11 protein-coding genes and 3 pseudogenes are annotated in these 20,142 nt (G+C 55.3%); 10 read left to right on the forward strand and 4 right to left on the reverse strand.

Features of this window, described 5'->3' with window-relative positions; translation table 11 throughout:
* Nucleotides 1–9: 9 nt before the first annotated feature.
* The 7 genes and pseudogenes from DOCECA_RS03860 to DOCECA_RS03890 all read left to right on the forward strand — a co-directional run bounded on the left by DOCECA_RS03860 (nucleotide 10) and on the right by DOCECA_RS03890 (nucleotide 15,145).
* Complete coding sequence (locus DOCECA_RS03860; protein WP_445571468.1) at nucleotides 10–10,608, forward strand: two-partner secretion domain-containing protein; 10,599 nt, start codon at nucleotides 10–12, stop codon at nucleotides 10,606–10,608.
* Nucleotides 10,589–10,858 carry a hypothetical protein gene (locus DOCECA_RS03865; protein ID WP_434562911.1) on the forward strand — a complete coding sequence of 90 codons (270 nt, stop codon included), beginning with the start codon at nucleotides 10,589–10,591 and terminating at the stop codon, nucleotides 10,856–10,858. Before DOCECA_RS03860 ends, DOCECA_RS03865 begins: the two co-directional genes overlap by 20 nt.
* A 139-nt stretch (nucleotides 10,859–10,997) precedes the next feature.
* Nucleotides 10,998–11,465 carry a hypothetical protein gene (locus DOCECA_RS03870; protein WP_445571469.1) on the forward strand — a complete coding sequence of 156 codons (468 nt, stop codon included), beginning with the start codon at nucleotides 10,998–11,000 and terminating at the stop codon, nucleotides 11,463–11,465.
* A 361-nt stretch (nucleotides 11,466–11,826) separates the two neighbouring features.
* Nucleotides 11,827–12,063: pseudogene (locus DOCECA_RS03875) on the forward strand (transposase); the annotation flags it as partial.
* An 842-nt stretch (nucleotides 12,064–12,905) separates the two neighbouring features.
* Nucleotides 12,906–14,189 carry a VENN motif pre-toxin domain-containing protein gene (locus DOCECA_RS03880; protein ID WP_445571470.1) on the forward strand — a complete coding sequence of 428 codons (1,284 nt, stop codon included), beginning with the start codon at nucleotides 12,906–12,908 and terminating at the stop codon, nucleotides 14,187–14,189.
* On the forward strand, nucleotides 14,189–14,554 hold the full coding sequence (locus tag DOCECA_RS03885; protein ID WP_445571471.1) for a hypothetical protein: 366 nt from the start codon (nucleotides 14,189–14,191) through the stop codon (nucleotides 14,552–14,554). The genes DOCECA_RS03880 and DOCECA_RS03885 overlap by 1 nt, the downstream gene beginning before the upstream one ends.
* A gap of 36 nt (nucleotides 14,555–14,590) precedes the next feature.
* Nucleotides 14,591–15,145: a hypothetical protein gene (locus DOCECA_RS03890; protein ID WP_445571472.1), complete on the forward strand. Its 555-nt coding sequence runs from the start codon at nucleotides 14,591–14,593 to the stop codon at nucleotides 15,143–15,145.
* A gap of 102 nt (nucleotides 15,146–15,247) precedes the next feature.
* Here the strand turns inward: DOCECA_RS03890 and DOCECA_RS03895 are convergent, their stop codons facing one another.
* Both DOCECA_RS03895 and DOCECA_RS03900 read right to left on the reverse strand, forming a co-directional pair.
* On the reverse strand, nucleotides 15,248–15,520 hold the full coding sequence (locus DOCECA_RS03895; RefSeq protein ID WP_445571473.1) for a hypothetical protein: 273 nt from the start codon (nucleotides 15,518–15,520) through the stop codon (nucleotides 15,248–15,250).
* Nucleotides 15,521–15,756: 236 nt separating this feature from the next.
* Nucleotides 15,757–16,311, reverse strand: a pseudogene (locus tag DOCECA_RS03900) (DUF899 domain-containing protein); the annotation flags it as partial.
* 174 nt (nucleotides 16,312–16,485) lie between these two features.
* Between DOCECA_RS03900 and DOCECA_RS03905 the strand changes: the two are divergent.
* Together DOCECA_RS03905 and DOCECA_RS03910 are read left to right on the forward strand one after the other, a co-directional pair.
* On the forward strand, nucleotides 16,486–17,244 hold the full coding sequence (locus DOCECA_RS03905; protein ID WP_445571474.1) for a hypothetical protein: 759 nt from the start codon (nucleotides 16,486–16,488) through the stop codon (nucleotides 17,242–17,244).
* Nucleotides 17,244–17,675, forward strand: coding sequence for a hypothetical protein (locus tag DOCECA_RS03910; protein ID WP_445571475.1), 432 nt, complete (start codon nucleotides 17,244–17,246; stop codon nucleotides 17,673–17,675). Before DOCECA_RS03905 ends, DOCECA_RS03910 begins: the two co-directional genes overlap by 1 nt.
* A 50-nt stretch (nucleotides 17,676–17,725) precedes the next feature.
* On the opposite strand, the pseudogene DOCECA_RS03915 reads toward DOCECA_RS03910, so the two are convergent.
* Nucleotides 17,726–18,919, reverse strand: a pseudogene (locus DOCECA_RS03915) (IS4 family transposase).
* Between the two features lie 263 nt (nucleotides 18,920–19,182).
* Between DOCECA_RS03915 and imm45 the strand changes: the two are divergent.
* Nucleotides 19,183–19,521, forward strand: a complete 339-nt coding sequence (imm45, locus tag DOCECA_RS03920; protein ID WP_420766645.1) for an Imm45 family immunity protein — start codon at nucleotides 19,183–19,185, stop codon at nucleotides 19,519–19,521.
* Nucleotides 19,522–19,717: 196 nt separating this feature from the next.
* Here the strand turns inward: imm45 and DOCECA_RS03925 are convergent, their stop codons facing one another.
* Nucleotides 19,718–19,990 (reverse strand): hypothetical protein, encoded by a 273-nt coding sequence (locus tag DOCECA_RS03925; protein WP_420766644.1) that lies wholly within the window; start codon nucleotides 19,988–19,990, stop codon nucleotides 19,718–19,720.
* Between the last annotated feature and the right edge of the window lie 152 nt (nucleotides 19,991–20,142).

The raw sequence follows: 20,142 nt of genomic DNA on the forward strand, positions 1-20,142 counted from the left end.
GACCCGATCATGGATGACCGCCAATACACCTTCCTGGCCCGCCAACCTTCTGCTGCCCTGAAAAACCGCGAGCGGTTCCTCGGCATGCCCAAGCGCGGCCTGGCGTTCCTGTTGGCCAACGTCATGTTCTGGCAACCGCTGTGGGCCCAGGCCGACGGCATCGTGGTCAGCGCGCCGGGCACCAGTCTCGGCAAGGCGGGCAACGGCGTGCCCATCGTCAACATCGCCAAGCCCAACGGCAGCGGCCTGTCCCACAACACATTTACCGACTACAACGTCGGCAGCAACGGCATCATTCTCAACAACGCCACATCCCGGACCCAGTCCACGCAACTGGGCGGGATCATCCTCGGCAACCCGAATCTCAACGGCACGGCCGCCACGACCATCCTCAACGAAGTCAACGGCGGCAACCCCAGCCAGTTGCGCGGCTACACCGAAGTGGCAGGGCAGTCGGCCCACGTCATCGTTGCCAACCCGTATGGCATCACCTGCAACGGCTGCGGCTTCATCAACAGCCCGAAAGTGACCCTGAGCACCGGCAAACCGGTGGTGGAAAATGGTCGGTTGGATCGCTACCAAGTGGACCAGGGCAGCGTCTCCATCGAAGGCGCGGGGCTCAACGCGAACAACGTCGATCATTTCGAAATCATCACTCGCAGCGCCAAGATCAATGCCGAAATCCAGGCCAAGAACCTGACGATCGTGGCCGGTCGCAACGACGTCAACGCCGATACCTTGAATGCCACGGCCCGTGCCGACGATGGCAGCGCCAAGCCGGAACTGGCGATCGACTCCTCGGCCCTGGGCGGGATGTACGCCGGGGCGATCAAGTTGGTCGGCACCGAGGCAGGGGTTGGAGTGAAGCTGGACGGCAAGTTGATTGCCAGTGGCGGGGATATCCAGCTCGATGCCAATGGGCATTTGAGCATGGTCGATACCTCGGCCACGGGGGCGGTTAACGTCAAGGCTGCGAGCATTGATGTGAAGGGACCGGTTTATGCCGGGACGACGTTGAATGCGCAGGCTCAGGGGGATTTAACCAACCGGCAGACGTTGGCGGCGCGCGATGGCATCAGCCTCAGTGCCGGTGGACAGTTGAGCAACAACGGGATTATTGAAGCTGGGGTGAATGCGAATAACACGCGCAATGCTGCGGGAGATGTGAGCGTCACGGCGCAGGCGCTCAATAACAGCGGCAAGAGCATCGTTGCCAGCCGTAACCTCACGACCAACATTGCGCAAACGCTGAGCAACCAGGCCGGCACCCTCAGCGCCGGACAAACCGCCACGGTAAAAGCCGGGACGCTGGATAACCAGAACAAGGGTCGTGTGTTGAGCAGCGGCGCGCTGAACGTCACCGCCGACAAACTCCTCAATACCCAAGGCATCGTCAATAGCAACGGCAATCTGACGGCTGATGTCGGACAGTTGAATAACCACGACGGCGAAGTCTCCGGCGCCGCCTCCCTTACAGTTACCAGCGTCGCCCTGGACAACAGCAACGGCCTGCTCAGCGCCAAGGGCGCCACCCGCGTCACCACCGGCGTGTTCGACAACACCGCAGGCGGTTATCTGATCAGCGGCGACACCCTTGATCTCACCGCCAACCAAGTCAACAACGGCGCCGCCAGTCGCATCGCCAGCGACAAGGCGCTGACCGCCAGCATCACCGGCCTGGATCAGCAGGGCGGCGAACTGTTCAGCAAAACAGCCTTGACCCTGGACCTCAACAACGGCCATTTGAACAACCTCAAGGGCGTGATCAACGCGCCGCTCCTGGTGTTGAAAAACCTCAAGGACGTGGACAACCGTGGCGGCGAGATTTCCAGTGCCCAGGCGTTCACGCTGGCGGCCCGCAACCTCGATAACCGCGACGGCAAGTTGATCAGCAACCAGGCGCTGACCCTGCGTATCGACCAGGCGCTCAATAACATCAAGGGGCTGGTTTCCGCCCAATCCATCGACGCCCACAGCGCCAGCCTGGACAACACCGATGGCCTGATCAGCAGCCGTGGCGTCCTGGTCATGACCGTGGACGGTCAACTGATCAATCGGGACGCCGCGATCATTGCCGACGGTGACCTGCACATCGAGGCCACCCACCTCAACAACGGCGCCGGCCAGATCGCCGGCAAAACCAACGTCACGGCCACTATCGACAGTGTGAACAATCAGGGCGGCCAGATGATCGCCCTCGGCGGATTGACGCTGACCGGCGCCTCGCTGGACAACCGCACGGCAGGGCTGGTCGGGGCGACCGACACGCTGACGCTGAACGTCGGTTCGATCGACAACCGTGGCGGCGAACTGTCTGGCCACGGCGATGTTGCTTTGACCGGCGACGCGCTGGACAACAGCGACGGCGGTCAAGTCATCGCCAACGGCGCATTGGCCCTGACGGTGCAGGACGTGCTCAACCGCACCAAGGGCCTGCTCTCCGGCAAGACCGGCCTGACCTTGACCGGCGAAACGCTGGATAACAGCGGCGGCTCGCTGCTGACCCAAAAGAACCTCACCGCGCACCTCGACGGCGACCTGAACAACGCCAAGGGCGCCTTGAGCGCCGAAGGGGCGCTCGACGTTACCGCCGCCAGCCTCATCAACACCCTGGGCAGCGTTTCTAGTGCTGGGGCACTGGCGCTCACGCTTGATAACGCCGTGCTGAACCAGGGCGGCGGCATCGTCACCGATGCCGGTCTCATCCTCAAAAGCGCAAGCCTGGACAACCGCAACCAAGGCAGCATCAGCGCCAAGCAAGCGGTCACTATTGAAACCGGCGCGTTCGACAACAGCCAGGCCGGACGCCTGAGCAGCGGCGCCAACCTCGAACTCACCACGAAACAGTTGACCAACCAGGACGGCGGACGCATCGCCAGCAGCGGCGCGCTGACCGCCAGCGTCACAGGCCTCGATCAGCAGGGCGGCCAACTCTTCAGCGACACGTCGCTGAGTCTTGATCTGAACCAAGGGCAACTGAACAACCAGAACGGCTTGATCAACGCCCCCTTGCTGATGCTGAAAAACCTCAAGGGCGTCAACAACGCTGGGGGTGAAATCTCCAGCGCCCAGGCGTTCACCCTGGCCGCGCAAAACCTGATCAACGACAACGCCAAGTTGCTGAGCAACCAGGCGATGACCCTGCGCATCGACAACGCGCTGACCAACCTCAAGGGCCTGATCGCCGCCGCCGTGCTGGATGTCGAGGCCGCCAGCCTGGACAACAGCGGCGGCACCCTGACCAGCCGCGCCAACCTCGACCTGAAACTCACAGGTCCGTTGGTCAACCAGAACCAGGGCCTGATCAACGCCACTGACGCCTTGACCATCAGCACCCGCGACTTGAACAACCAGCAAGGTTCGTTGCTGGGTAGCGCCATCGCCATCGACTTCGGTGCCGCCACTGGCGATCTGAACAACGGCGCCGGCCTTATCACCACCGCCGGTGTACTCAGCCTCAAGAACCTGCGGGACCTGGACAACCAGGGCGGCGAAATCTCCAGTAGCCAGAACCTCGACCTGACGGCTCGCGATCTCAATAGCAGCGCCGGCAAACTCATCAGCAACGGTTTGCTGACCGTGAAGGCCCGCGACGTAACCAACCAGGGCGGCCTGATGTCGGGCTTCAAAGGCCTTGACCTGAGCGCCGCGAGCCTGGACAACCGCAACGCCGGCACGCTGTCGAGCCGCGACGAAGACGTGAGCGTGACCTTGAGCGGTGCGCTGCTCAACAGTGCTGACGGCGCATTGGCCGGCAAGAAAAAACTCACCATCACCGCGGCCAGCATCGACAACCGCGGCGGGATTCTGTCCAGCGGCGCCGACCAGACCTTGACCGTCACCGGTGGTTTGCTGAACAACGCCCAAGGTGGCTTGATCGACAGCGCCGCGACCCTGGTCATGAACGCCATGACCCTGGGCAACGCGGACGGCACCGTCAACGCGCAACAAGCGTTGACCTTCACCGGCACCACCCTGGACAACACCGGCGGCACGCTGATCGGCAATGCCGCCGTGACCCTGGACCTGCTCGGCGTTCTGACCAACACCAACGGCAAGCTTGCCAGCACCGGGCCGTTGCGGGTCGAGCGCGCCACGCAGCTCGACAACCAGGGCGGCCAGATTGCCAGCCAAAGCCTGCTTACCTTGCTCATCGGCGGCCTGGACAACCGCAATCGCGGCACCGTCGCGGCCAATGACGCACTCGTCCTGGCCACCGCCGGCGCGGTTCAGAACAGCGCCGACGGCCTCATCTACAGCCAGAACGGTGCCGTGCAAATCGACGCCGACAGCCTCGCCAACGGCAAGGGCACCGTACAAAGCCAGGGCAACCTGACCCTGGTCGTCGACCAAGACATCGACAACCAGAGCGGCCGCATCCAGGCCAAGACCGGTGAGCTGAGCGTTGAAGCGAGCAACCTCGACAACCGCGGCGGCGTGCTCGCCAGCCTGCAAGGCCTGCTGAAAACCGACCTGACCGGCGTGCTGAGAAACGGCTACGACCTGAACAACAACCGCCAGGGCGGTATCACCCAGGCCCAGCGCCTGAACCTTATCGCATTGGGTGGCCTGGACAACTACGGCGGACGCATCTCGGCCCAAACCGGCGACGTCGTCATCACCACCGGTAACTTCGACAACCGCAACGGTGGCCTCTACGCCAAAGGCAAAGTCAACGTTACGGCCAACGATTTTGACAACAGCGGCGACAACGACGGCCAGATCGCCGGCAGCCAGATCGACTTGAACCTGACCGGCGCCTTGAACAACCGACTGGGCATCATCGAGAGCGATAGCACCTTGTCGGTCAAGGCTAGGAGCCTGGACAACCAGACCGGAAAAATCCGTGCGTTGGGTACCGGCGGCAAAACCAACTTCCAGATCGGTGGTTTGTTCGATAACCGCAGTGGTGTGCTGGAAAGCGCCAATACCGATTTGAGCTTGGGTGTGGGCGACTTGCTTAATGCCGATGGCAGCGTCCTGCACATCGGCATCGGCACCTTTGGTGTCGCCACCGACAATGTCGTCAATGCCGGCGGTAGCTTCGTTACGCACGGAGCCATGACACTCAACGCTGACAGCTGGACCAACACCAGCGTACTCCAAGCCGGCACCCTGAACGTCAATGTCAACAATTTCACCCAGACCGCAACGGGACAATTGCTGGCGACAACGGCCTTTGTGGGCAGCGGAGGTAACTGGCGCAACGACGGACTGCTGGCCAGTGACGGCACATTGGTGCTGACGCTTGGCGGGACATACTCCGGTAGCGGTCGAATGACCAGTCTCGGCAACCTGACCGCTGACGCCGGGCAGTTGGAGTTGGCTGACGCCGCAAGCATCGCGGGCGGCGCGACAACCGTTATCAAAGTTGGCGGGCAATTGACCAACTACGGGCAGTTGTCATCAGCCAATGATTTAAGCGTGACGGCCGCCGGCGTCAGCAACTATGGGGCTATAGCGGCCTCTAGAGATCTAACGGTTACAACCCAGGCCCTGCTTAACGCCCAAGCACCGGATGGCGGTCGTGGGTTCTTGTTCAGCGGGCGGAACATGGAGCTGCGGACGGCGTCCTTTACCAACCGTTACGCCGACGTCTACAGTCTGGGCAATCTGCTGGTCAGCGGAGCCACAGCAGGCACTTCGGCTCAAAACGTGCTCAATAGCTCCGCCAGCATTGAAGCTGGAGGGGATATCACCCTGGCCGCGGACAACATCGTCAACCAGCGCGACAAGTTCAGCATGGCGCAGGAGGTCACCGGCGGCTATATGACCATCCGGTGTGTCCAACATTGCGACGGTCCGGATACCCCGCGAGTGCGTGGCCCGGTGTTTATCTACAACACCGTAGAAAGCGTTGTCAGCGAGGACTCGCCAACCGCGACGCTGCTGGCCGGACGCAACCTGACCGTCAACAGCACAGATTTCCTGAACCAATACAGTGTGGTGTCGGCAGCCAACGACCTGTCCATCACCAGTACCAACATCACCAACAAGGCTGCGCTTTCGGCTTCCGGAACATCCGGCCATGAAGTAGGCGCGGGCACTTGGATCACCGGTGAGTATTTCTATCGACTCATTGATGAGGTCAAGGATTACAACAGGAAACACCCGCGCTCCGGACCGTTCGATCCCGTGGCATTCAACGAACTGGTCGGCAAGTTCGATCCCTCTCTGTTTTACGGCATCAACAGGCCGGTTGCTGTCCAGGCCGATGGGGCATCGGTCGCAGCGGCCATCATTCAAGCCGGTGGCACTGCGAAGCTCACCGCATCCAACGACATCAGCAGCCTGGTCGTCCTGAACACTTCTTCCAGCGTGACGGGCCGCTCCGCCAACACAAGTGTCTACAGCGCGACCCACCCCTCGGTTGTGTTGCTTAACCGTCAGTTACCGGCCGACCTGTCTCAACAGCAAGTCAACCCGGTGAGCCTGCCTGGGTTCAGCTTGCCGACTGGGCAAAATGGCCTGTTTCGCCTGAGCGGGCAGGGTGGCGGTACCTCGGCTGCCAGCGCACCGCAGAACTGGTCTTTGGGTAGCGCAAGCCTGAGCCCGGCCCAGCGCCAGCAAGCGCTGCCTGTAGGTCAAGTGCGGGATCTTGCGCTGGGCAACGTTACGCCACCGTCTGCTAGCAACATGGACCCCATCCATGCCGACACGGCGGGCGGACGAACGACCGACCTCACCGTTAACCGTGTCCAAGGCTTGCCCACGCGCACCGTGACGGCCAGCCCGCACAAATACCTGATCGAAACCAATCCGCTGCTCACTGACCTCAAGCAGTTCATGAGTTCGGATTACCTGCTGGAGAACCTCGGCTACGACCCGGACGAAAGCGCCAAACGCCTGGGTGATGGTTTTTATGAACAGAAGCTGATCCAGGAAGCCGTGATCGCTCGCACCGGCCAGCGCTTCATCGACGGACAAACCTCCAACGAGGACATGTTCAAGTACCTGATGAACAACGCCATCGCCAGCAAAACAGAGCTCGATCTGGCTGTGGGTGTCAGCCTCACCTCCGAACAAGTCGCGGCCCTGACCCACGACATCGTCTGGATGGAAAGTGCCGAGGTGAATGGCGAGCAAGTCCTGGTGCCGGTGTTGTACCTGGCCAACGCCAACAACCGCCTCTCGCCGAATGGGGCGTTGATTGAGGGCAACAACCTCAACCTGGTCGCCGGCAAGAACCTGGCTAACGTAGGTACGCTGAAGGCGACCAGTAACCTGTCAGCTTCGGCGGGGGAGAATCTGGTCAACAGCGGCTTGGTGCAAGCAGGTGAGCGTCTCGACCTTTTGGCCGGCAACCATCTCGTCAACAGGGCGGGTGGCATCATCACCGGTCGGGATGTCTCTGCCACGGCGTTGATGGGGGATGTGGTCAACGAGCGCACGGTGACGTCATCGCAAATTGCCTACGGCCAGGTCCAGGATCGCAACGATTTCGCCGACAGCGCGGCGCGCATCGAAGCCGCCAATGGCCTGAGCCTCTCGGCGGGCGGCAGCCTCAACAACATCGGCGGTGCCCTGCAAAGTGGGCGCGACATCCGCGTGAATGCCGGAAACGACGTCAACCTCGTCGCTGCGCAGACCGTCGACAACCTGATCCGCGACGTCAACCGCAACAGCAGCACCATCACCCAGTACGGCGCCAGCGTCAGCGCCGGGCGAGATGTATCGGCTACGGCCGGCCGGGACCTCAATGTCGTTGCCAGCCAGATCGACGCCAAGCGCGACGTCGACATGGCCGCGACCGAGAACGTCAACATCAGCTCGGCGGCGGATGAACAGCACTTTCTGTACAAGAGCAAGAAGCTGACGATCCAGGAAGACCATGTCCAGCAGGTCAAGGCTGAAATTACCGCCGGTGGAAACGTCGCCATGGACGCCGGCAAGAACCTGACGATGGTGTCGAGCCGGATCGCGGCGGGTGACGAGGCTTATCTGGTGGCGGGGGGCAAGCTGGGGTTGCTGGCGGCACAAGACAGCGATTATTCGCTGTATGACGAGAAGAAAAAGGGGAGTTGGGGGAGCAAGAAGACTCAGCGTGATGAAGTGACTGATGTGAAGAACGTTGGGAGTGAGATCACTACGGGAGGTGATCTGGTCATCAAGAGCGGGGATGACCAGCGATATCAGGTGGCGAAGCTTGAAAGTGGCAAGGACATCACGTTGGACAGTGGCGGTTCTATTACCTTCGAAGCTGTAAAGGACCTGCATAAGGAGGACCACGCAAAAAGCAAAAGCAGCATGGCCTGGAGCTCGATGTCGGGTAAGGGCAATACCGACGAAACACTGCGCCAGACGCAGATGGTTGCTGCCGGTACCATTGCGATCAAAGCTGTCGATGGGTTGAACATCGACATCAAGCAGGTCAATCAAGAAAGCGTCCATCAATCGATCAAAGCCATGGTCGATGCGGACCCGCAACTGGCGTGGTTGGCCGAAGCCGAGAAGCGCGGCGATGTGGATTGGCGCAAGGTCAAGGAAGTCCACGACTCTTATAAATACAGCCACTCCGGCATGGGGCCGGCTGTGCAGATGATCATTGCGATTCTGGTGGTCTATTTCACTGCGGGTGCTGCCAGTGGCTTGATTGGCAGCATGGCAGGTGCCACCGCAGGTTCGGGGACCGCCATGGCAGCCGGAACAGTGGCCGGATCGACAGTCGTCGGTGGCACAGTTGCCACTTCAACTGTGGCCGCCGGTTGGGCGAACGTGGCGCTCACGGCTATCGCAACGGGCGCTGCGAGCAACGCCACGGTCAGCTTTATCAATAACGGTGGAAATCTGGGGGCCGTATTCAAGGACGTCACTTCTTCGGATGCCTTGCGCGGTTATGTCGTGTCTGGGGTAACGGCGGGATTGACGGCCGGAATCTTCGACAAGATGACCAATACCACCACATCGGTGGAAGGAGCCTTGCCAAACGTGGGCAAAGTTGTTGCCCAAGGTGGTTTATCGAGTTTGGAAGGCATCGGTCGGTTCGGCGCCAACCAACTGTTGCAGAACGGTACGTCAACGCTGCTGGACCGGGCGCTGGGTGGTGACAGTCAGTTCGATAATGCCCTGCGTTCCAGTCTGGCGAACACCTTTGCTGCGGCGGGGTTCAACCTCGTGGGGGATCTCGGTAAAGGGTTCGATTTAAAAGAAGGCGGTATAGCTAAGATCGGTTTACACGCAGTAATGGGTGGTTTAGCAGCTGAGGTGGCTGGAGGTGATTTCAAGACTGGCGCATTGGCTGCCGGCTTGAACGAGGCTCTGGTTGATACCCTCGCCAAGCAGTTCGAGAGCATGCAACCCGAGCAGAGGAAAAAGTTGCTGGTGATGAACTCGCAACTGATCGGAATACTTGCGGCAGCAGCAGGCGGTGGCGATGCGGCAGACTTGCAAATTGGCTCATGGGCTGCGCAGAACAGTACGCAATACAACCGTCAACTGCACCCGGATGAAATCGAATTTGCCAGCGATAAAGAGCGCGTAAAACGATACGCGGCGCAGAATGGCTTAACCGAAGAAAAAGCACAGCAGGAACTGCTACGCACCGCCGCTGCCATGGTGGACCGTGGTTGGGACAGCGTGCTGACGGAGGGCAAGACTGCCAGGGCAGCGGATTATCTTCGAGTGGAGTTGAATCAGTACAAGAATGACACCTTGTTCAACGTGTCATTGGCCGATTACAACAATGAGCGCGTTGGCTTGGTCGAGTTGTTCAAAGACAAGACCTCACTCGAAAAAATGCTAAAGAATGTTGCATTGGTTGATCCGCTGGACTACCGGACCGATGCACGCTACATGCGTGAAGTCCTTGAGGCCAAGGGGCGAGGTAGCCAGGAAGGTTTTGCCTTGGCAGTGGAAGGCATGGCCAGCGGTCCGTCAAAGGCGGCGCTTTGGGCAATGGGAGCGGCCAACTGCCCTAGCTGTGCGGCGGCTGATGTGCAGGAGGCCTGGAATTCGGTTTTGCAGATTCCGGAAGAGCTTCGCCTGAAGGGCTATCTTGACAATCTGCATATCATGCAGGGCAACGGCGCTAGGGTTGTACAGTCGAATGAGGCGTCCAGTACTGCGATAGGTATTGGTATAGGGGTTGTGCTTGAAGGTGGGCTTACCACCGGGAAATCACCTAGCCCCGTGCTTGTCGATGAAAAAGGAGGACTGGCGAGAATTGAGCCACCCATCCCCAAAGTCGATGTCACAGACGATTTTATGATGAGCGTGTCCAAAGATGGAGGGGTCGAACTAAAGTATGGCAATCCTGATGGTGTAGCAGGATTAGTCGTGAACGTAAACAAGGAAGGAGTGCTGGGGTTTGATATTCGTGCAGCACACAATCACCCTTTGTACGATGCATCAGGCACTGACATGTTTGCCAGCGCAATGCAACGTCTCGGCAATGAGGGTATCCAGGTCAATCAAATCCGTGGGGCTTGGGTGGCTGGTACTGACAGCGTTAACACTGCTCAATATCTCGAAAATATTGCTCATGGAATGTCAAAAGAAAACGCTGCCTTGAATACTTGGACAGGCCAAATATCCCAAAGATACGGATACGGAAAGGTCGATAAAATTGAAACCATTGGAGACATTACTTATGTCACCTTCAAAAAATAGACATTTGTTAGCGCAATTACTGGAAGGCAAGTTGCCAAGCACGGTGCTGAACATGATGCTGGAGGTCGATCCCCATTTAGATAAATATGCTTTGGCAAATATTTTTTTAGAAGAATATGATCGTTTGGATAGCAAAATCCTTCCAGTAATATGGCACTGGAAGAGCTCAAAGTCGATTAGAGGTATGTCTGATCGGCAGTTTGACGAGACGGTTTTGCTGTTGATGAGGGCTGCGGGTTACATGGTGTAAGTCAGCAGAAGAAAGGGGACAGATTTATTTTCTGAGCTTGTGATGATGGGGGCGATCCGGACCTGGTTGATCGCGTGGGAGGTAAACGCCGATGGGAAAATAAATCTATCCCCTTTTTTTGGGGGGGGGGAGCGGAATAATGGAAATGGATGATGAGTTTTTGGAAGTCAATGATTTAGATTGGTTTGCTTCTTATAAAGATGGGTTTCTTGCGCATTTTACGACTGGAGGAAAGGGGGGCGTTCCGCAGTCAATAAAAGAGTCCCTTTCTAAATATGAGTTGATATATGAGTATTTTGATTCGTTAAAAGAGTGGTTTGAGGTTGAGGTGGTCGAAGAGAATCTACCAGTGTTCAGCTCCGAAGCTCAACGGAATAGATACTTGCAGTCGTTTGTTTCTATGGCGAAAAAAGGGCTGTACAGTCATGATTTTAGTGGGGGAGAGTACAAGTTGGTCGCCAAACCCAAATGTGGTAAAAAGGGATCTGAGCTGCCCGCAGAAATTTTAAATATTATTTGCATGCTGTCAGTGGGCTCCAGTGAGGGTGTGAACACAGAACCGGGGACAGACGACGTTTTTGTGATGTGCTTTGACTGGCTGAAATAGCAGGAAATATAAGGAAGTGATATCTTCTATTTAGGTTGACTAAGCTTTTGGTTCGACTGTATGAAAGGACTCTTCCTATATGCCACGCAGAGCACGCGTCATGATACCGGGTGTTCCCTTGCATCTAATACAATGAGGGAATAATCGATCGGTCTGTTTTTTCTCAGATGATGACTATGTTTTTTATATGGAACTGCTCGCTGAGCAAGCCCATAAGAGCAGAAAAAAGGGGACAGATTTATTTTCTGAGCCTGTGATGATGGGGGGCGATCCGGACCTGGTTGATCGCGTGGGAGGTAAACGCCGATGGGAAAATAAATCTGTCCCCTTTTTTCTCAGAAGCAGGGTGGGTAATGGGCCTGACAGCGAATGGCTGGATGTCGATCCCTGCTTCGTTGCTCTAGGCGCTACGGCTTTGGAGCGGCGTCGTAGGTATGAGGCTTTCGTGTGCGAGGCCATACCTGCAGAGCAGGTCCGTTTGATCCGTGATGCGTTGCAGCGAGGCCAGTTGACTGAGACGGGACGCTTCGTTGATGAGGTAGAGCGGATAGTTGGTATCCGAATAGAACAACGAGGTCAGGGGCGGCCAAGGGGAGAGCAGAAAAATAAATCCGTCCCCTTTTTGTGTTCAGATGGGCCAAGATTTGTGCGGGAGGTGGACGTAGGGAAAAATATTGGGACGGATAAATTTAATGATTTTTCTTCCACAACGAAAATGAGTGTGCTAACAGATGAGGCTGGGAATTTAGTGTCCGCGTTTCCTGGGGTGCTTAAATGAAACTTATAGGCAGTGTGACTGAGATGAAAATTAGAGAGACGCTAATTTGTTCAGCATGCTACATATTTAATAATGTAATAATTTTGACATTTCTTGAGGAAATGTTCGGCCCGATTTCGTCTGCCTATGTGCTTAGCCACACGCCCGACCAGGGAGAGGACTTTTACGTGCTTCTGGTAAACGGCTCTATTGTGGTCAGTTTTGAACTGTCTCGAAACTGTGGAGATCCGAAGCCTGAAAACTTCGTCGCTATTGAAATTGAACAGTATCGTAAAAAACTACGAGGTCGTCATTCTCAGTTAAGGTTAGCTATTGCGATGGATTTAGTTGTGAAGAGTTAAGCAAAGCCACAGCGGTGCAAAATGGGAAGTGTCCGGTCTTCTTCGGGAGTGTCAGATTTTTTGTGTGCGGGCCGGTAATGGCCTGCCGTCAGGCAGACCTTCATTGAGAAACGGGGACGGATTTATTTTTCTTTAACCCGGGCAGCGCATCCTCAATTGCGGAAAAAAGGGACGGATTTATTTTCCTCGTGACTAGCGGAGTGCTCAGCATTTTGACCTGATTTGCAGTGACTGAAAATAAATCTGTCCCCTTTTTTTCATGGAATGGGCAGCAGCTTCCAGAAAGCGTCCCAGGCCATCGCCGCGATTGTACAAGGCGTCTTGGTAGGCAATATCACCGGTGCCTTGAGTGGTGCGGCGGCGCCATATATTGCCCAGGAAATTAGAGACGCTACCGAAGGAGACTCGACTGCAAATCTGATGGCGCACGCGGTATTGGGTGCCTTGGTTGCCAGGGCCAGCGGTAACTCTGCGCTTGCTGGAGCGGTAGGGGCGGTTGCTGCGGAAGAGGCGGCTCGGATTATCAAGGAGCAGTTGTACGGTGGTGTGAGTAACGACCAGCTCACGCAGGAACAGAAGCAAACCATATCCAGTCTTGCCACATTAGTTGCGGGTATTGGTGGTGCATCTGTCGGGGCTGGTTCGCTGGATGCGGTAGCAGCTGCGCTGGCAGGGAAGAATGCTGTAGAAAACAACTATCTCAGTCTTCAAGAAGCGACGAGAAAAGCCGTCCTTGAGCGCAAAACTGTACTTAGTGATGACGAAAAGGCTGAGCTGGCCTCGATAAAGAAACGTGATAAAGATCGAGATGCCGCTATTGCATCTATTTGTACGGCAGGTAATAAGTCGTCCGGAGGCTGTGCAGTTTTGGTTGCGCAAGCCCAAGAAGCCCTTGCGAAATATGGCGAAAATGCCTCTTATCGCCTGCTCTATAAAGATTTATATCCAGCCGATGCGGAAAATTTAGAGAAAGCGTTGCAGGGGTTGGGTGCGGAGGATGTTACAAGGGACGTAGTAATTACTGCGTTATCAAATGAGTCGGGAATGACACGTGATGAAGTTGAGCGTCGCTATGATTTGGCGATGACGCTGAGCACACTTACAGCGACGTTGGCTGGTTTCTACGGCATAAGGGGCGTAACGGGCAAAACAGATACAGCTGTTCCGGGGCCAGCCAATTTTATGGGGGATACGGACTTATTTTTTAAAAATGCATCCAAGAGGTCAGACGTGGATGCAGATGGTTTTTTTGATGTGATAGCTCACGGTAGTAAACAGAAAATAGAAATTGTTACCCCTAATGGTACGGTAATGGCTGACCAACGAGTCGTATCGCGCCTTATCGAGAACAATCCTAACTATACCGGCCAGCCTATCCGGTTGTTGTCATGCGATACCGGGGCATGTGACACTGGATTCGCGCAGAATCTGGCAAACAAAATGGGAGTCCCCGTGAAGGCACCAACTAGCTTGGTATGGGCTTACGGTAATGGTAAGGTCGTGGTAGCCCCTAGGTCCTCGTCGAATCCGAGTTCGCCATTGTTTAATCTTCCTGACTTGGCAAACCAAGGGACCTTTAAAACATTCAATCCTGGTAGGCCTTGATGAGTAAGCCGAATTTTATGCTTTGTGAACGGTGCGGAGGGGATCTAAAGATCTTCAAAGAGGCTAGCGCTCAAGGAGTGAGATGCGCTGATTGTGGCTGGTCGGTGGTTACGACGCATATAGAGGAAATTAAATTGGATGAGGTTGAGTATAGTGTTAGCTGTGTTGGTGATTATAAAAGTGAAGCGCATGTCAGAGTAGTCTCTGATGTGGCGGGTTGCAATTTTTTGGTTTCTAGGAAAAAGCTTCAGTCCGGTAGTTTTCTCGTGTTTGTCGGCCAGGCAGAGGAAGTTTTACGGGTGCGCAATGCTCTTGTTTCTGTAGGGATTGAATGTAATATTTCTCCTGATTTTAAGTGGGTATGAAAAGGTGCGGTCTATGATTTTTTGCGTGGGCCCAATATGAATAAAATTTTATTTGTAATCTTAACCCTGATCCTGACGTTACCCGGCTGCAAATCCAACGTCAAAGATTCCTCCCCCACCGTACTCAACGACGGCATCCAGTTCCAGCAAAACAAAGTGACCGTCGATGCACAGCACGCCAAAGTCATTATGAAAGCGTCTGGGGCCACTTATCCGGTAGAGTTTTCCATCAGGCGCGCGGCGGATCCTGATCAGCGGATGGATATGCAGGGGACTGTAGTGGATACCGGTCGAGGCAAGGTGTTCGGCTGGATTGCCAAGGTCAACGAAACGGTGCACAGCGCAACCTTGAAGCACTTTCCGCAGTTGGAAGTTCAGGCTGACGTCGATCAACCGTTCGAGGTTTCTGGTTCCGCCAGTGGCGGCAGCATCGATAGTAGTTACCGCTGTGGTCCGGTTCGAAGCACTTTTACGCCGGAGCGGGGCAAGGTTTATTTGGTGGAGTTTCAGTTCGTGGGCAACCGTTGCGAGCAGCATGTGTTTGATGTCTCGCGGCCACAGGAGCGTGTTCCGGTTGCGAGCTTGCCTTAGCTTGAAAAAAGGGGGAAAGCGGAAGGAAAAAGTAAGGGAAAATCGGACAAATTTAGCTTTTCGCACATATGAAAACGGCGACCCAAAGGTCGCCCGTTTTCGTCACTCAGCAGCTTGCGCCCGCAACCGTCTCCCAATTACATCCAGCACGTCACACCCATCACGCAACGCTATCGTCAGCATCTTGCAAAAGTCTGAAAGCACCAGTGTATCGGAACTGATATCCGAACGAAACGCGATGTTTTCCAGCAGCTGGGTAACGGTGCGGATGCGGTAGTCGGCGGTTTCGAAGAGGACATCGAGTGGGGCTTCGGTGTCGATGAGCAGGGTGGCGGGTGTGCAGTCGACGCCAGTGATGGGCATGAATCTAGTCATAGCAAGAGCCTCGGAAGTTGATGAGTCTCTCTGTTTATTCGGGTCGCCAAACCCGGTCGCCTTTTTGGGCGACGAGGGACTATAAGCTGGTCCACTCCGGAGCCACAAGACGCCGCTTTCTGAGCCTTATGTAGGACGTTTGGCCTGGCATTTGTCGGCTTAAAGCAAGCGACTGCTGCGCAGTCGAGCGGGAGCAAGCTCCCTCGCCACGTCGCTCGACTGGGCGGGCTGACGTATCAGCTGTGGCAGCAGCCCTGGGGCTTGGCCTCTTCGTACTTATCATGATGCCGCACCCAATCCATGATCTCGTCTTCATTGCGGCCCTTGGGCGTGAGGTCGAGGTAGTTGTAGGTGCCGACCAAAATGTCGAGGCCGCGAGCGTAGGTGGAGTAGGTGTGGAAGATGTCGCCGGCTTCGTTGCGATAGAAGACGCTGAGGCCTGGGAGTTCGCCTTCGGTGGTGTCGGTTTTTTCGTAGTTGTAGGTGGCTGTTCCGGCGGCGCTGTCTTCGGTTTTGAGGCTGACGCCGAAGTCATAGTTGAAGTCGCAGCCTTGCGACGAGACCCAGTCGAAGGCCCAGCCCATGCGGCGCTTGAACGGTTGGAATTCGGCAAAAGGTGCACGGGAGACGGCGACCACGGCTACGTCGTGGTGGGCCAGGTGTTGGTTGGCGCCGTCGATGTGGTCGGACAGGAACGAGCAGCCCTGGCAGCCTTCGGTCCAGCCGGGGCCGAACATGAAGTGGTAGATGATCAGTTGGCTGCGGCCGCCGAACAGGTCGGCGAGGCTCAGAAAAAAGGGGACAGATTTATTTTCTGAGCCTGTGATGATGGGGGGCGATCCGGACCTGGTTGATCGCGTGGGAGGTAAACGCCGATGGGAAAATAAATCTGTCCCCTTTTTTCCTCACTAAACGACCTGACGAACCTGGCGAAGGTCACTGATCAGTGGGAAAACGCAACGAGCGTGGCTGCGCTGGTCATACCTACCTCAGGCGGCGCGCGTGGTGCTGGCACTGGCGAAGCAGGGATCTCGCCTCGGGTTCAGGCGGCTTTGGATAAGTTTACTGAAGCCAAGGCCATACGTACGGGAGCGACCCTAACGGCAGAGAAAACCGCTTTGCCTGCAGGCTATCGTGAAGGCAGTTCCTCGGGAGCCAGCGTGACGGGTGGTTTGCCAGAGGGCTACCGTCGGGTCATCAACAGTAAGACTGGTAACACGGAAGTGTTGGCAGCGGACGGCAAGCTCTACCTTGAGACCAGTAATGGACTGACACCGAAGGCTGGGGGTAATCTTGCGGGGGCGGTTGATGCAGAAAAAAATATTGCTGGGACAACAAAAGAGGATGTAGCTAAGCTCCTTGACGATGCTAATCAAGAGCTAGAGAAGTACATTGGAACGTTTGGTAAGTATAAGCCGCCAACTGTTATCGGTGCGGTGGATCCATTAACAGGGAAAATAGTTACTACTTCTAGTGGAGCTGTTCCGAGTACGATTGCACCTGAACTGCAGGCGTACGCGGACAAGCTCGGAGGTTTGGGTATTAAAACAGCATGTGGCAACACCCTGGGTCGTTGTGCTGAGTTTAGAGCTGCTAATGAACTGCTTTTGAGCAATCCTAGCCTTAAGCTCAGTGATATTAAATTTACTCCTGCGATTCGCCCTCGAACAGGAGACGTAGTTCCACGTTGCGAGAATTGCACAAATATCTTTGGAGCGGAATAATGGAAATGGATGATGAGTTTTTGGAAGTCAATGACTTAGATTGGTTTGCTTCTTATAAAGATGGGTATCTTGCGCATTTTGCGACTGGAGGAAAGGGGGGCGTTCCGCAGTCAATAAAAGAGTCCCTTTCTAAATATGAGTTGATATATGAGTATTTTGATTCGTTAAAAGAATGCTTTGAGGTTGAGGTGGTCGAAGAGAATCTACCAGTGTTCAGCTCCGAAGCTCAACGGAATAGATACTTGCAGTCGTTTGTTTCTATGGCGAAAAAGGGGCTGTATAGTCATGATTTTAGTGGGGGAGAATACAAGTTGGTCGCCAAACCCAAAAGTGGTAAAAAGGGATCTGAGCTGCCCGCAGAAATTTTAAATATTATTTGCATGCTGTCAGTGGGTTCCAGTGAGGGTGTGAATAGTATTAGCGATTTTTGATGTTTGTGAGCAGCAGAACCGGGGACAGACCCTGAGGGATCCCCACAAATCTACGCCAGGCTCTGCGCCTGATAATGCACCTCGTCACGCAGGGCCTGCTCGAGCTTTTCTAAATGCTCTCGTCCGCCAAAGTCCGTACAGCAACGCCAATACTCCAGTCCCAAGCGCCACAACGAAAGCACCCGTCTATCTTTTAGGCTGTTGCTTTGATAACGCTGTTCCAATTTGCTTTCACGGGCCTGTAGCCCTGTCAGGAAGATGAGGTAGTTGGCCAGAGCCGCAATCAACAGCAGCGCCTCAATGCGCCGAGGGCAATGACTTCTATGCAGGTTCAGCCCCAACCCCAAGTGCTCACTTTTTACATCCCGGAAGCCTTCTTCGATCTGCATGCGCCTTTTATAAATCGCGACGATTTTCGCCGGATTCCACTCACTGTGCTCCAGATTGCTCGCCAGCAACCAAGGTTCACGTTCACGCCTGGCGGACTGTCGACTGAGCTTGCTTTTGGCGATTGAGCCTGTGACGCGTTGATGCTTTCGTCCTTTGGCTGAGTGCCGGACACAATACAAGTCGATGAAATGGGGAGCGCTACGGGTCATCTCGACATGGCCCAACGATCTGGGTGATGAAGTGGCCAGAGCATATAGGCTTTTCACGGGTTGCCAGTCAGCGCCACCAGTGCGATAAAGCTCACGATTTCGTATGCGAGCTACGTAATACCAGCCCTGTGCTGCCACCGCCTTCATCCATGGACGCCGAAAACCCGCGTCAGTTACCAAGATGGGAATACAGCCGTCAGGCAGTAGTTCAGCCAGTGTGTTGAGCAATCGTTTTTGGTATCTCGGGCAACTCTCACGCTCATGCACACTTTCATAAATGGGAAATGAGCGTCCGGCCAACGGAATCGCTGCTCTCAACAAGAACGCGTCTCCTGGGGCGTCAATTCGAGACCAGTCGACCAAAATCAATGGATGTTTTAGCGAGCCCAGCAACGCTCGTAACATCACCCAGTAGAACAGTGGGCGCTCTGCTCTGAGGTGCTGATTACCCAGCAATCGATCTACTCGCTTGATGGCATGTTTGGGTTAAGCCCGGCCTGGCATCGACCGCCCTAGTCCTGTCAGCGTCAGACGACGGCCTTGCAGCAATGAACTAACACAACTCATCAACGTAGTCAGACGACGGGAATGGACAGAGGGAAGTGCTTGAGCGAGCGCTCTGTGTAAAAATCGGATGGCCTGCATGGGTTCGGGATCTTGTTTTTGCGTGGTGCAAACCAAGTTGCCGACTCATGCAGGTCTCTTCAATATTCCAACTTCTTGATTTTCTATAAGAAAATTCGGGGATCCCTCAGGGTCTGTCCCCGTTTTTCCGTCCCCGTTTTTCCTGGCAGGTTGGAGCAGGTGCACGGCAAAACAGGAAAACACATTGGCGAATATTATTTTGATTTGGTTGCTGTTCCTAATTCAAAGGACACATCTGGTGGGCATGATTTGAGGGTTAAATAATGAAAGGTATCAAATTAGTCGATAGTCTGGCTCCAGCGATAACTCGTGGGCAGATATTCCGACTCCCTGCTAAATGGCCGTATGAGGAGATCGTAGATTTCATGGTCGTTGATATTCCGGACGACCAGTACGGGCATTCTATTGCCGTTGCGTCCGGTAATAAGGCGGGGCTTTTGGTGGTGCGCCTACCTCTTGAAAGTCGTTTTTCAGATACCCGAGAGATTTCAAGGGAATGGCTGATTAAGAACTGGGCCAAATGGATCTATCCCGATTGCCCTGTTGAGAAGGTTTATTTATTTAAGCAAGCAGCGATTCCGTCTAATTTTGTAGGTCGTTAAGTGTTGGCTTGTCCTTAAAAGGATGTCTAGTCCTGAAATAGGTTTACAGCCGTTTCAGGACCAGACAATACAAACCTTAAATGAGAGCACAGATGGAGCTAAGCAGAACCGGGGACAGACTACGTTATCTGTGTCCCTGGTTTTCTTTAGCTTTCCGCACATGTGAAAACGGCGACCCAAAGGTCGCCCGTTTTCGTCACTCAGCAGCTTGCGCCCGCAACCGTCTCCCAATTACATCCAGCACGTCACACCCATCACGCAACGCTATCGTCAGCATTTTGCAAAAGTCCGAAAGCACAACCGTATCGGAGCTGATATCCGAACGAAACGCGATGTTTTCCAGCAGTTGGGTCACGGTGCGGATGCGGTAGTCGGCGGTTTCGAAGAGGACGTCGAGTGGGGCTTCGGTGTCGATGAGCAGGGTGGCGGGCGTGCAGTCGACGCCAGTGATGGGCATGAATCTAGTCATAGCAAGAGCCTCGGAAGTTGATGAGTCTCTCTGTTTATTCGGGTCGCCAAACCCGGTCGCCTTTTTGGGCGACGAGGGACTATAAGCTGGTCCACTCCGGAGCCACAAGACGCCGCTTTCTGAGCTTTATGTAGGACGTTTGGCCTGGCATT

Source organism: Pseudomonas sp. E102, from assembly GCF_052660185.1.